Raw genomic sequence first — 12,301 nt, 5'->3', positions numbered from 1 at the left:
GCGCGGTAGCATCGCGAGGCCCGGTGGCGCGACGCCGCCGGGCCGCTCCGCGCTGGGAGGACCGATGCGCCGCCGTGCCGCCGCGCCACTGCTGCTGTTGTTTCTGGCAGGCTGTACGAATACGGGTGCGGGCGAGCTGGACCTGCGGGTGGGCGGGCCGTTCGGCGGCCGGCCGACGATCGACTTCCCCGACGGCAAGCCGGTGGCCGGGCTGCAGGTGGACGAGCTGGCGGCCGGGAAGGGCGACCGGCTGGAGCGCGACGACGTGGCGATCGTCCAATACACCGCGCACGTGTGGGACGGGCGGGGCAACCGCCTGGTCGACTCCAGTTTCAACCGGGGCACACCGGCCGCGTTCCCGGTGGGAGAGCTGCTGCCGGGCCTGGAGCAGGCGCTGCGCGGCCGCCGGGTGGGCAGCAGGGTCATCGCGGCCATCCCGCCCGGCGACGGGTTCGGGCCGAATCCGCCGCGCGGGATCGGCGCCGGCGAGGAGCTGTTCTACGTGGTCGACATCCTGGGCGCCCACCACAAGGGCGCCGCGGTCCGCGCGGGCGGCGGATCGCTGGCGGGCGTGAAGGTCGGCGGCGGCGCGCGGCCGGTGCTGTCGGTGCCGCGGACGGCGCCGCCCGCCCGGTTCGCCTCCAAGGTGCTGGCCAGGGGCGAGGGGCGGCCGGCGAAGGCCGGGCAACTCGTGGTCACCCAGTACGCGGGCGCGGTGTGGAGCCACGGCCGCGTCTTCGACGCCACCTGGTCCACCGGCCGGCCGAAGGCGTTCAAGCTCGGCGACGGCAGCGTGATCAAGGGCTGGGACAGCGCGCTGGCGGGCGTGCCCGCCGGCAGCCGCGTCCTGATGATCGTCCCGCCCGCCTCCGGGTACGGCCCCTCCGGCCATCCCGCGTACGGCATCAAGGGCTCCGACACACTCGTCTTCGTCGTGGACCTGATCGCCACCTACTGACCTGCGGCAGGATGAGTCCCATGATGCGCACGTTCCTTGTCACCGCTTCCGCGTTAACGCTCCTGCTCGGCCTCGCGCCCGCCGCACAAGCCGCCAATCCGCCGTTCTGCAAGGGCGTCAAACCCTGCTTCCTCGGCGGCGACGTCGGGGTGACCTGGGTCAACGCCGCCGCCTCGTCGTCCGCGCAGGGCCGCAAGGTGGCCGCCAGGCTGCTGCGCAACGCCAAGGCCGTGCACCGGAAATACGGGGCGCCGGAGTGGATCGACATCAACGTGCTGAAGAAGGGCGCGTGCTGGCGCAAATACGGCGGCATCACCCGCAAGCCCTCCCGCGCCTGCCTGTACGAGCACGTGGAGCGCAAGCTTTCATAGACTCCCGCTGTGAGTAGCGACGACCTCGAGGCGCTGGCCCTGTTGCACGACCCCGTCCGCCGCAGCCTCTACGACGTCGTCGCCTCCCACGGCGGCGACGTGGGCCGCGGGGAGGCCGCCGAGGCGGCGGGCGTGTCCAGGACGCTGGCCGGGCACCACCTCGACAAACTGGTCGAGGCCGGGCTGCTGGAGAGCGGCTTCCGGCCCCAGGAGAAGAAGGGCCCGGGCAGCGGCCGGCCCGCCAAGATCTACCGCAGGGCCAGGGGCGAGCGGTCGGTCAGCCTGCCGCCGCGCGACTACGTCGCCCTCGCCTCGGTCCTGGCCGGCGTGGTGGACCTGCTCGGCGCCGAGGAGCAGGCCGAGGAGGCGGCGCGCGGCGCGGGCGCCCGGCTGGCGAGGAAGCATCCCGGCGAGCGGGCCGAGGACGTGCTGAGCGAGCGCGGCTACGAGCCCTACGAGGAGGACGGCGCGCTGCGGCTGCGCAACTGCCCCTTCCACGTGCTGGCCACGGAGCAGCCGCTGCTGGTGTGTTCCATGAACCTGGCCCTGTGCCAGGGGCTGCTGGAGGGGCTCGGCGACGATCCGGCCAGGGCGCGGCTGGATCCGCGGCCGGGGGAGTGCTGCGTCTCTCTAAAGCAAACAAACATTGACATAGAAGGCGAGTGATGGTGTGCTGAACCCCATGCACCTCGCCGAGCTCAACGTCGCCCACCTGCGCGCGCCCATCGACAGCCCCGAGATCGCCGAGTTCGTCGCCTTGCTGGGGCCCATCAACGCCGTCGCCGATGAGGCCCCCGGGTTCGTGTGGCGGCTGAAGGAGAGCGAGACCGACCCGACCGCCACCGTGATCCACGACTACGGCGACCACCTGCTGATCAACTTCTCCGTCTGGGAGTCGCTCGACGCGCTGTGGAACTACACCTACCGCAGTGACCACCTGGAGGTGCTGCGCCGGCGCAGGGAGTGGTTCCTGCGCCTCGCGGAGCCGTACATGGTGATGTGGTGGGTCCCCGAGGGACACATCCCGTCGCTGGCCGAGGGCATGCGGCGGCTGGAGCTCCTGCGGGCGGAAGGGCCGAGCCCGCGGGCGTTCACCTTCAAGGACAGCTACTCCAGCAGCGAGGCCGTCAGCCTGCCCGCCGCCGCCGAGGCCAGGAAATAGGCCAGGTCCTCCTCCAGCCCCCTGCCCATCGTGGACAGCCTGACCGGCGACTCCCGCAGCGCCTCGTGCAGGCCGTCCACCGGGACCGAGACCAGGCGGTGCCGTACGGCCAGCAGCTCGGCCTGGTCCCTGACCCGCTCCCCGAACTCGCCCGGCAGCTCCGGCACCGGCACGTCGGCCGGGGTCAGCGCGACCCGGCCATAGGCGGTCAGCGAGTGGTGCGAGACGCCGTAATGGCGCTCCCGCAGGTCGCCCTCGCTGACCCGCAGCGCCGCCACCGGCCGCCCCAGCAGGACGCCCGCCGCGTTGACCGCCTCGCCCGCCGAGACGCCTGAGAAGCCCCATTTGGTGCCCGTGCCCAGGTTGCCGGGCCCCTGGGTGACGATCGCCACGTCGGCCTCCAGCACGTGCCTGGCCGCCAGCAGGCCCGTGTGGGCGGTGACCGCCTCCAGGTCGCCGCCGAAGGACTGGCCGACCGTGACCACGCCCGCCAGCCAGCCGATCTCGCGCAGCCGGGCCGCCGCCATCGAGAACCAGGCGGGCAGCGCGCCGCCGTCCAGCATCACGTACGCGACCCGCAGACCAGGGCGATCGGCGTAGAGCCCGCACAGGATCGGCGGCAGCGCCGAGTGCAGATCGGCCACGATCACCGGCATCCCGTCGAGGGAGTCGGCCTCGCGCAGGCGCTCGTGATAAGGGGTATCCTGCTCGTCGGCACCCTGCACCGTGGCCTGCAGCGGTGTATACCGGGCCTTCACCAGGTGCCCCGGACCCGCCGGATCTTGCGGCAAACGGTTCGGGACGGCCACCACCATGGCGTAACCTCCCGTACCGAGACCCATTGCGAGCGCGGTCGTGTTGAGCAGCACCTCGTCACCGGGTTCCGGGCGTCCGACCAACGGCGGATAGGCCAGCGCCCGGCACTCCCCCTCGGGGACGGCGACGTCCAGTTCCACCGCTCCCGGCCACTCGCGCCGGATCCGTACGACCTCGCCCTTGCGCCATCTGATCACGGGGGCAGGGTAGCGTCGATGAAGGAGGAGTGAGGCAGATGTCGCGCCGGAAGACGGAACGGTTGCTCAATCTGGTGATCTGCCTGCTCGCCACGCGGCGCCCGCTGTCGGCGGAGCAGATCCGCCAGGCCGTGCCCGGATACGACCGTGATGGCGACGAGGCGTTCCAGCGGATGTTCGAGCGGGACAAGAACGAGCTGCGCGAGATCGGCATCCCCATCGACGTGGTCCGCGACCCGTGGGAGGACGAGCCGGGCTACCGGATCGAGCGGGAGTCGTACGAGCTGCCCGAGATCACCCTCGAACCCGACGAGGCCGCCGTGCTGGGCCTGGCCGCGCAGGTGTGGCAGCGCGCCAGCCTCGCCGAGGCCGCCTCCGGGGCGCTGCTGAAGCTGCGCGCCGGCGGCGTGGCCACCGACCAGCCCGTCGGCACCGGGGCGCTGGAGCTGCGCGTCGACACCCGCGACCCCGCCTTCCCCGCGCTGTGGGATGCCGTGCGCGACCGGCGCGTGGTGCGCTTCGACTACCGGGCCTCGGGCAGCGAGAACGTACGCGCCCGCACAGTGGAGCCGTGGGGCGTGGTGAGCCGGCGCGGCCGCTGGTACCTCGCGGCCTACGACCGCGACAGGAACGCGCCGCGGGCGTTCCGGCTCAGCCGCATCAGCGGGCAGGTCACCGCGGTGGGCCGGCCGGGCGCGGTCGAGGTGCCCGAGGGCCTCGACCTGCGGGCCATGGTGGGCTTCCCCGACGAGCCGCTGGAGGCCAGGGTCGCGGTCGTCCGCGTACGCCAGGGGGCGTGCGAGGGGCTGCGGCAACTGTCCAGCGCCGTGCGTACGGGCACCGACGGGTGGGACGAGGCCGAGCTGCCCTTCTCCGACCCCGAGCGGCTGGCCGGCTGGATGGCCAGCCTCGGCGCCGACGTCGAGGTCGTCGAGCCGCCGGACGCCCGCGAGGCCGTCATCCGCAGACTGAAGGGGGCCATGGCGTGAGGGAGCGAACCATCAGACGCGAACCATCAGACACGGCGGTGGTCCGCTCATGCGGCCGGCGAAGGAGGGCGCATGAGCGGGTCCGCTGACCGGTTGCCGCGGTTGCTGGCGCTGGTGCCGTACCTGATGTCCCATCCCGGGGCGCAGGTGGACGAGGTCGCGGCCGTGTTCGGGCTGAGCGAGAAGCAGCTCATCGACGACCTGCAGCTCGTGTGGATGTGCGGGCTGCCCGGCCACACCCCCGGCGACCTCATCGACGTCTCCTGGGACGGCGGCGAGATCATCATCGACAACGCCGACACCATCGGCAGGCCGCTGCGGCTCGGCATCGACGAGGCCAGCGCGCTGCTGGTCGCGCTGCGGATGCTGGCCGCCACCCCCGAGCTGGCCGAGGTGCCCGGCGACGCGCTGCCGCGCGTGATGGCCAAGCTGGAGCGGGCCGCGGGCGAGGGCGCCGCCACCGTCAGCAGCCAGGTCGCCGTCGACGTGGACGCCGCCCCCGACGCCCTGCCGCGCGTGCGCGAGGGCCTCACCAGGGGCCGCCGGCTGTCGCTGCGCTACTACGTGCCCGGCCGCGACGAGGTGACGCCGCGCGAGGTCGACCCCATGCGGCTCGTGGTCGTCGACGGCCGCGCCTACCTGGAGGGCTGGTGCTACCGGGCCGAGGCGATGCGGCTGTTCCGGCTCGACCGGGTGCTCGGCGTCGACGTGCTCGACGTGCCCGCCGACCCGCCCGCCGAGGCCGAGCCCATCGACGTCACCCGGGGCGTCTTCCGGCCCTCCCCGACCGACGAGCTGGTCGAGCTGGAGCTCAGCGCGGCCGGGCGGTGGGTGGCCGAGTACTACCCGTGCGAGCAGGTCACCGAGCTGGGCGAAGGGCGGCTGCGGGTGGCGCTGCGGGCCCGCGACGAGGACTGGATACTCAAGCTGGCGCTGCGCCTGGGCGACACCGGCCGGGTCGTCTCGCCGCCGGAGATGGCCGAGACCGTGCGGGGCGAGGCCGAGCGGGCCCTGGGCCTGTACGCTCATCGGTCATGATGTGGATCCTGGCGGCGGCCGGGTTGTGCCTGGCCGGGCTGGTCGTGCTCGGGGTCGCGGGGGCCCGCGTGGTCGTGGCGGCGCGTGGCCTGAACAGGGAAATCGCTCGTGTTCACCAGCAATTTAGGAGCAAAGCGGACCTGAGGGGATGAGGCAGCGGCCCTGGCAGCGTACGATCGTCACGAAGGACAGCAACTCGCTCAGCATGAAGAAGGACGTCACATGAACTTGGGAGCTCCGGAGATCATCCTGATCCTGGTGGCCTTGGTCCTCCTTTTCGGCGCCAAGAAGCTGCCGGACCTGGCCCGTGGCGTCGGTCGATCCCTGCGTATCTTCAAGGCCGAGACCAGCAAGATGAACCACGACGACGACGATGACAAGCCGACCGTCGTGCAGGCCCAGCCGGCCCCGCCCGCGCCGCCGCAGGAGATCCACGCCGCGCCGCCCGTGACGCCGGTGGCGGAGCCGTCCGCCGAGGAGCAGGCTCGCCGGCTGGAGGAGCAGGCCGCCAGGTTGCGCGCGGGCGCCCCGTCCGACAAGCGCGCCTGACGACCGACCGCCCCGTTTCCTCCTCATCCCCTGGACTGCTGATGGCGCTGCTGAGACGGTCGAGCCCGAAGGAACGGCCGGGCCACGACCCCGAGGGCCGGATGCCCCTCATGGAGCATCTGCGCGAGCTGCGCAATCGGCTGCTCTTCGCGATCGCCGCCGTGGCGGTGGGCCTGATCGTCGGGTGGATCGTCTCCGGGCCGGTATGGGACATCCTCAAGGAGCCCTACTGCTCGACCCCCCAGGCCAAGCAGCTCACCGGTGAGTGCAGCCTGACCTACAACGGCATCTTCTCGTCGTTCTTCATCACGCTGAAGGTCTCGCTGATGGTCGGCCTGGTGGTGTCCTCGCCCGCCTGGCTCTACCAGATCTGGGCGTTCGTCACCCCGGCCCTCTACCGCGCCGAGAAGCGCTATACGGTGGCCTTCCTGGCGCTGGCCATCCCGCTGTTCGCGCTGGGCGCGGCGCTGGCCTACTTCATCATGGACACCAGCCTGGCGTTCCTGCTGAGCTTCAACCTGGACGACACGGTCGCCACGATCTCGATCGAGGACTACCTCGACTACGTCCTGATCATGGTGGTGATCTTCGGGATCTCGTTCGAGCTGCCGCTGCTGATGGTGTTCCTCAACTTCATCGGGGTGCTGTCGCACGGGACCGTCGCCAAGCACCGCCGGATGGTCATCTTCCTGATGTTCGTGTTCGGCGCCGTGGTGACGCCGGGCGGCGACCCGATCGCGATGATGGCGCTGGCCGCGCCGATGATCGTGCTGTTCTCGGCCGCCGAGCTGGTCATGTATCTGCGGGAGAAGCGCAATCCGCAGAGCGAGTTCGACAACCTCGACGACGACGAGGCCTCGCCGCTGGCCGACGACTCCACGCCGCTCGACGACGATTCCCCCGCTCCGCGATCCGAAGAGGATTCCGGTTCCGCGCGATAGGCGATAGGTTCCGGGCGTGTCCCCACAACTCGCCCTGCTGGTCAACCCCGCCGCGCGCGGCGGGCGTACACTGCGCCTGCTCGAGCCCGTGGCGCGCCGGTTGCGTGCCGGCGGGGCCGAGCTCTCCGTGATCGTCGGCGACGACGCCGCCGACGCCCTCGAACGGGCCTGCACCGCCGTGGCCGAGCGCCCCGACGCGCTCGTCGCCTTCGGCGGCGACGGCCTGGTGCACCTGGCCGTTCAGGCCGTGGCCGGCACCGACGTGCCGCTCGGCATCATCCCGGCGGGAACCGGCAACGACATCGCCGCCGCGCTCGGCCTGCCCTGCAAGGACCCCGTCGCCGCGGCCCGTACGGTGCTGCGGATGAAGTCGCGCCTGGTCGACGCCGCGCAGATCCGTACGGGGGGTGCGGAGGAGCTGTTCGCGGGGGTGGTCTGCTGCGGGTTCGACTCGCGGGTCAACGAGCGGGCCAACCGGCGCACGTGGCCGCCCGGCATGGCCAAGTACGTGGTGGCGATGGTGGAGGAGCTGCGCTCGTTCCGGCCGATCCCGTTCCGGATCACGTTCGACGACGACGAGGTCGTCGAGCGGGAGGCGATGCTGGTGGCGGTGGCCAACACGCGCTCGTACGGGGCGGGGATGCGGGTGAGCCCGGACGCGCGGCCCGACGACGGGCTGCTGGACGTGGTGGTGCTCGACGCGGTGTCGAAGGCGGAGTTCCTGCGGGTGTTCCCGAGCGTCTACCGGGGCACCCACGTGGGGCACCGGGCGGTGTCGATACGGCGGGTGCGCAGCGTGCGGCTGGAGGCCGACGATTCGGTCGACACCGTGGCCTACGCCGATGGCGAACGAATCGGCGCGGTGCCGGCGTACTGCGAGGTGCGGCCTGAGGCGCTGCGCGTCATCGTTTGAAATCTACATTGTAAAGGCGCGGGGGCCGTAACCGGCGGGACGGACCGGAATGGCGATTTCGGTAGGCTGGACGGCATGACAACGCCAGCGGAACGCTACGCGGCCTTCCGTAAGGGGCTCGGGGACGACGGGGCCGCTCTCACATCGTTCCGAAGTCTCTACGACTTCGCGCTGGACGACTTCCAGCTTGACGCCTGCCGGGCGCTGGAGGCCGGTGACGGTGTCCTGGTGGCGGCCCCCACGGGTTCGGGCAAGACGGTGGTCGGCGAGTTCGCCGTCCATCTCGCCCTGGAGCAGGGTCGCAAGTGCTTCTACACCACCCCGATCAAGGCGCTGTCCAACCAGAAGTACAACGACCTGGTCAAGCGCTACGGCACCGCCAAGGTCGGCCTGCTGACGGGCGACAACAGCGTCAACGGCGAGGCGCCCATCGTGGTCATGACCACGGAGGTGCTGCGCAACATGCTCTACGCCGGCTCGGCCACGCTGGCCGGGCTGGGGTTCGCCGTGATGGACGAGGTCCACTACCTGGCCGACCGCTTCCGCGGCGCGGTGTGGGAAGAGGTCATCATCCACCTGCCGGAGTCGGTGCGGCTGGTGGCGCTGTCGGCGACGGTCAGCAACGCCGAGGAGTTCGGCGAGTGGCTAGGTGAGGTGCGCGGCGACACCACGGTGATCGTCGACGAGCACCGGCCGGTGCCGCTGTGGCAGCACATGATGATCGGCAACCGCGTCTACGACCTGTTCGTCAACGACGAGGGTGACTCGGCCGCGCGCATCAACCCCACGCTGATGCGGGTGACGCGCGACGCCGAGCGGCTGACCTCGGGGCGGGGCCGGCGCGGCTATGGCAGGCCGCAGCGCTCGCGGCCGCCGGACCGGGCGCAGGTGATCGAGAAGCTCGACTCCGAGGGCCTGCTGCCGGCGATCACGTTCATCTTCTCGCGCGCCGGTTGCCAGGCGGCGGTGCAGCAGTGCCTGTACGCGGGCATCCGGCTGACCACCGACCGCGAGCAGCACGAGATCAGGCAGCTCGTCGACGAGCGCACCGCGCACCTGCCCGACGAGGACCTGGCGGTGCTGGGTTACCTGGAGTGGCGTGACTGCCTGGAGCGGGGGCTGGCGGCCCACCACGCGGGCATGTTGCCGGCCTTCAAGGAGGTCGTGGAGGAGCTGTTCACGCGCGGCCTGGTCAAGGCCGTGTTCGCGACCGAGACGCTGGCGCTGGGCATCAACATGCCGGCGCGCAGCGTGGTGATCGAGAAGCTCGACAAGTGGAACGGTGAGACCCACGCGGATCTGACGCCGGGGGAATATACCCAGCTCACCGGGCGGGCGGGGCGGCGTGGCATCGACATCGAGGGTCACGCGGTGGTGTTGTGGCAGCCGGGCATGGATCCGCTGTCGGTGGCGGGGCTGGCGGGCACGCGTACCTATCCGCTGCGGTCCAGTTTTCAGCCCTCGTACAACATGGCGGTCAACCTGGTGGGCCAGTTCGGGCGCGAGCGCGCCAGGACGCTGCTGGAGGAGTCGTTCGCGCAGTTCCAGGCCGATCGGGCGGTCGTGGGGCTGGCCAAGCAGTTGCGCAAGCATGAGGAGGCCCTGGAGGGCTACCAGGAGGCCATGACGTGCCACCTGGGCGACTTTCCCGAATATGCGGCGTTGCGGCGCCGGCTGTCCGATCGGGAGGCGGAGCTGTCGCGTCAGCGTGGCGCCGCCCGCCGGGCCGCCGCGGTGCGGTCGCTGGAGGCGCTGCAGCCGGGTGACGTCATCCGGGTGCCGGGCGGGCGGCGGGCGGGGCTGGCGATCGTGCTCGACCCGGGGCGCAACCCCCGGGGGCACGGGCCGAGCCCGCTGGTGCTGACGATCGGCAAGCAGGTCAAGAAGCTCGACCCGGCCGACTTCCCCGTGCCGGTGGAGCCGCTGGAGAAGCTGCGCATCCCGAAGAACTTCAACGCGCGCGCCCCCAAGGAGCGCGCCAACCTCGTCTCGACCCTGCTGGCCAAGCTGGGCGACCGTGATCTCGGCAAGCCCACCAGGGCGCGCGATCACGCGATGGAGGACGAGGAGATCAACGAGCTGCGGCGGCGCATCCGCCAGCATCCCGCGCACGGGTGCGACGAGCGTGAGGATCACGCTCGCTGGGCCGAGCGTTACTACAAGCTGCAGCGTGAGACCGAGGGGCTGCGGCGCCGCGTGGAGGGGCGTTCGCACGTCATCTCGCGGACGTTCGACCGCATCTGCTCGGTGCTGGAGCAGCTCGGCTACCTCGACGGCGAGACCGTCACCGACGAGGGCCGCCGTCTGGGCCGTCTCTACACCGAGCTCGATCTGCTCACCGCCGAGAGCCTGCGCAAGGGGTTGTGGGAGGACCTCGACCCGGCCGAGCTGGCGGCGTGCGTGTCGGCGCTGGTGTTCGAGTCGCGGGCGGCCGACGACGCGCGGCGTCCCAAGATCCCGGCCGGGCGGGCGCAGGACGCGCTGTCGGCGATGATGCGGCTGTGGGGTGAGCTGGAGGGCATCGAGTCCGACCACGGGCTGTCCACGATCAGGGAGCCGGATCTGGGGTTCGCGTGGGCGGCGTTCCGGTGGACCAAGGGGCACAGCCTGGACGCGGTCCTCATGGAAGGGGTCAACGGCAACGAGCTGGCGGCCGGTGACTTCGTGCGGTGGATCAAGCAGCTCATGGACCTGCTGGGGCAGCTCGGCATGGCGGCGCCGAAGAACAGCAAGATCAAGCAGACGGCCGGCAAGGCGATGGACGCCATGCGGCGCGGGGTGGTGGCCTACTCGTCGCTCACCTGAGAGGTGTGGAGCAGGTGCTCGTGGCCACGTAGGCCAGGCCGTCGTACTCGTCGGCGAGGGTCGTGGGCATGAACGCCAGCTTGTAGGTGTATCTGCCCACGGCGGCGCCGTAGGCGCGCAGGTGGTTCTGGGCGGTCAGCCAGGCCGTGACGTCGCCTGGGTGCTCGTCGTCCGGGTGTCGCCGGAGGTCGACGAGGTGGTCGCCGGGGCAGGCGGCGGCCAGGCGGGTCTCTACGGCGTTCGGGGCGCCGGAGAAGGGCACGCGGTGCGTGACGGGCCGCTCGCCGGTACGCGGCCTTCTGAGGCGCGGCCACTTCAGGAGGGGGCGTAGTCGTTTTGCGCGGAATTCGCCCTGGCCGAACAGGAGACCGAGGGCGTAGTACGCGGGTCCGTGGCGGTGGCGCAGGTGCAGGCCCATGGCCGGGACCGCGCCGCCGCTGTGGTGGCCGGTCATGACGTGGCCGTTGTGCGCCCACACCGCCACCTTGGCCGCCGGATCGGCCAGCAGCAGGTCCACGTTGTCGGCGAGGAAGCGGTCCCGCAGCGTCGCCGCGTCCTGCGTGTCCTTGTGGGGGTTCAGGAGGGGGCGGGTGAGCAGGGCGGCGGCCTGGGTGAGGGTTCTGGCGTGGGCGCGGATGCCGGGGGAGGCGTCCGTCTCGGCGAGGTAGGTCTCCAGGTTGGCGGCGGCCTGTTCCACGTCCGGGTCCAGCGGGTGGCCGGAGCCCAGGCGGGTGGTGGTGAGTGCGGTCAGGGGGTCGAGGAGGGCGTCGGCCCTGGCCGGGGCGGTGGCGTGGAGGTGGGTGGCCAAGCGGCGCAGTGAGGCACCCGGAAGTTGCGGGTCGATGCCGGCGAAGCGGACCTTCCGGCCGGGTGGCGCCGTGGCGTTGTGGGCGCGCAGCCACTCGACGAGGCCGAGCATCTCGGCCGTGTCCCAGGTCCAGAAGCCCAGGTTGCGCAGGGCCTCGGCGGGGTCGCCGGTGCCGTGGGCGATGTGCTCGTTGACGGCCTCGGCGGCCGAAACGCTGGCCTCCATGGCGAGGACCGTGAAGCCCATCTCCGTGACGAGGAACTCCAGCAGCCGGTGCTTGAGCAGGAAGAACTCCCTGGTGCCGTGGGTGGCCTCGCCCATTCCCAGCACTCGTACGCCGTCCAGGACCGGGCGCAGCGGCGCGAGATCGCCGTTTTCCAGGGGGATCGCGCGGGAGGCCAGCCAGGCGGTCACGGCGGAGACGTCCATGCCCCGATGATCCCGGACGGCCGGAGGCCCGCGCATCGATCCAAAGTAGCGGCTGAGAGCCACTTCTCAGAAGCATCTTTGGTGTTTGCCTGACCACGGCTATTGCTTTTACTCGTTTACGGGGGATTTAACGACGTCGCGGCACCGCCTTTCGTGTCGGGATTCACCGGTCAAAACTTATTGAAATACACGAATAACTGGTGCTTTATCGCAATTCGGGTGCTAGCGTCCGATTTGTGCAGTTCAGCCAATCGGGGGAGGAAAGATGGCTAGCACCACGTTCGCACAAGTCGGTCACCAGCAGGGATGGGGCTGTCGCAGGCGT

The 12,301-nt window shown here is 71.2% G+C and carries 13 protein-coding genes; 11 read left to right on the top strand and 2 right to left on the bottom strand.

Annotated features, from left to right (window positions below; genetic code table 11):
- Positions 1-64: 64 nt before the first annotated feature.
- From C4V41_RS49265 to C4V41_RS49250, 4 genes are read left to right on the top strand one after another with little or no spacing between them, the layout of a single operon-like run.
- Entirely contained in the window at positions 65-958 is an 894-nt protein-coding gene (locus C4V41_RS49265; RefSeq protein WP_103962986.1) for an FKBP-type peptidyl-prolyl cis-trans isomerase, read from the top strand.
- 20 nt (positions 959-978) lie between these two features.
- Positions 979-1,329: a hypothetical protein gene (locus C4V41_RS49260; RefSeq protein WP_103962985.1), complete on the top strand. Its 351-nt coding sequence runs from the start codon at positions 979-981 to the stop codon at positions 1,327-1,329.
- A 9-nt stretch (positions 1,330-1,338) separates the two neighbouring features.
- Entirely contained in the window at positions 1,339-1,995 is a 657-nt protein-coding gene (locus tag C4V41_RS49255) for a helix-turn-helix transcriptional regulator (protein ID WP_103962984.1), read from the top strand.
- A 16-nt stretch (positions 1,996-2,011) separates the two neighbouring features.
- On the top strand, positions 2,012-2,491 hold the full coding sequence (locus tag C4V41_RS49250) for a DUF3291 domain-containing protein (protein ID WP_200824767.1): 480 nt from the start codon (positions 2,012-2,014) through the stop codon (positions 2,489-2,491).
- Here the strand turns inward: C4V41_RS49250 and C4V41_RS49245 are convergent.
- Complete coding sequence (locus C4V41_RS49245; protein ID WP_103962982.1) at positions 2,437-3,504, bottom strand: DUF3866 family protein; 1,068 nt, start codon at positions 3,502-3,504, stop codon at positions 2,437-2,439. The genes C4V41_RS49250 and C4V41_RS49245 overlap by 55 nt on opposite strands.
- A 38-nt stretch (positions 3,505-3,542) precedes the next feature.
- Between C4V41_RS49245 and C4V41_RS64860 the strand changes: the two genes are divergently transcribed.
- The 7 genes from C4V41_RS64860 (at position 3,543) to C4V41_RS49215 (ending at position 10,739) form a co-directional block, all read left to right on the top strand.
- On the top strand, positions 3,543-4,493 hold the full coding sequence (locus tag C4V41_RS64860; RefSeq protein ID WP_103962981.1) for a helix-turn-helix transcriptional regulator: 951 nt from the start codon (positions 3,543-3,545) through the stop codon (positions 4,491-4,493).
- A 72-nt stretch (positions 4,494-4,565) separates the two neighbouring features.
- Positions 4,566-5,531: a helix-turn-helix transcriptional regulator gene (locus tag C4V41_RS64855; protein WP_103962980.1), complete on the top strand. Its 966-nt coding sequence runs from the start codon at positions 4,566-4,568 to the stop codon at positions 5,529-5,531.
- Positions 5,528-5,683: a hypothetical protein gene (locus tag C4V41_RS62435; protein ID WP_160150667.1), complete on the top strand. Its 156-nt coding sequence runs from the start codon at positions 5,528-5,530 to the stop codon at positions 5,681-5,683. The genes C4V41_RS64855 and C4V41_RS62435 overlap by 4 nt, the downstream gene beginning before the upstream one ends.
- 70 nt (positions 5,684-5,753) lie before the next feature.
- Complete coding sequence (tatA, locus tag C4V41_RS49230; RefSeq protein ID WP_103962979.1) at positions 5,754-6,080, top strand: Sec-independent protein translocase subunit TatA; 327 nt, start codon at positions 5,754-5,756, stop codon at positions 6,078-6,080.
- A 41-nt stretch (positions 6,081-6,121) separates the two neighbouring features.
- Positions 6,122-7,021 carry a twin-arginine translocase subunit TatC gene (gene tatC / locus C4V41_RS49225; RefSeq protein ID WP_235030865.1) on the top strand — a complete coding sequence of 300 codons (900 nt, stop codon included), beginning with the start codon at positions 6,122-6,124 and terminating at the stop codon, positions 7,019-7,021.
- 16 nt (positions 7,022-7,037) lie between these two features.
- Positions 7,038-7,934: a diacylglycerol/lipid kinase family protein gene (locus C4V41_RS49220; RefSeq protein WP_103962978.1), complete on the top strand. Its 897-nt coding sequence runs from the start codon at positions 7,038-7,040 to the stop codon at positions 7,932-7,934.
- A 75-nt stretch (positions 7,935-8,009) separates the two neighbouring features.
- Complete coding sequence (locus C4V41_RS49215) at positions 8,010-10,739, top strand: DEAD/DEAH box helicase (protein WP_103962977.1); 2,730 nt, start codon at positions 8,010-8,012, stop codon at positions 10,737-10,739.
- Here C4V41_RS49215 and C4V41_RS49210 read toward each other — a convergent pair.
- Positions 10,732-11,976, bottom strand: a complete 1,245-nt coding sequence (locus C4V41_RS49210; RefSeq protein WP_160150666.1) for an erythromycin esterase family protein — start codon at positions 11,974-11,976, stop codon at positions 10,732-10,734. The genes C4V41_RS49215 and C4V41_RS49210 overlap by 8 nt on opposite strands.
- Positions 11,977-12,301: the final 325 nt, after the last annotated feature.

The sequence above is a fragment of the Nonomuraea solani genome (genome assembly GCF_900108335.1).
Taxonomy (GTDB): domain Bacteria; phylum Actinomycetota; class Actinomycetes; order Streptosporangiales; family Streptosporangiaceae; genus Nonomuraea; species Nonomuraea solani.
Note: the sequence above shows the minus strand (reverse complement) of the source record. Positions and strands in the feature narration are given on the sequence as shown.

What these genes read in the sequence shown, in the direction of transcription:
- C4V41_RS64855 (WP_103962980.1), top strand. Translation starts at nt 4,566, where the DNA reads ATGAGCGGGTCCGCTGACCGGTTGCCGCGGTTGCTGGCGCTGGTGCCG.
- C4V41_RS49250 (WP_200824767.1), top strand. Translation starts at nt 2,012, where the DNA reads ATGCACCTCGCCGAGCTCAACGTCGCCCACCTGCGCGCGCCCATCGAC.
- C4V41_RS49265 (WP_103962986.1), top strand. Translation starts at nt 65, where the DNA reads ATGCGCCGCCGTGCCGCCGCGCCACTGCTGCTGTTGTTTCTGGCAGGC.
- tatA (WP_103962979.1), top strand. Translation starts at nt 5,754, where the DNA reads ATGAACTTGGGAGCTCCGGAGATCATCCTGATCCTGGTGGCCTTGGTC.
- C4V41_RS62435 (WP_160150667.1), top strand. Translation starts at nt 5,528, where the DNA reads ATGATGTGGATCCTGGCGGCGGCCGGGTTGTGCCTGGCCGGGCTGGTC.
- C4V41_RS49215 (WP_103962977.1), top strand. Translation starts at nt 8,010, where the DNA reads ATGACAACGCCAGCGGAACGCTACGCGGCCTTCCGTAAGGGGCTCGGG.
- tatC (WP_235030865.1), top strand. Translation starts at nt 6,122, where the DNA reads ATGGCGCTGCTGAGACGGTCGAGCCCGAAGGAACGGCCGGGCCACGAC.
- C4V41_RS49210 (WP_160150666.1), bottom strand. Translation starts at nt 11,976, where the DNA reads ATGGACGTCTCCGCCGTGACCGCCTGGCTGGCCTCCCGCGCGATCCCC.
- C4V41_RS64860 (WP_103962981.1), top strand. Translation starts at nt 3,543, where the DNA reads ATGTCGCGCCGGAAGACGGAACGGTTGCTCAATCTGGTGATCTGCCTG.
- C4V41_RS49260 (WP_103962985.1), top strand. Translation starts at nt 979, where the DNA reads ATGATGCGCACGTTCCTTGTCACCGCTTCCGCGTTAACGCTCCTGCTC.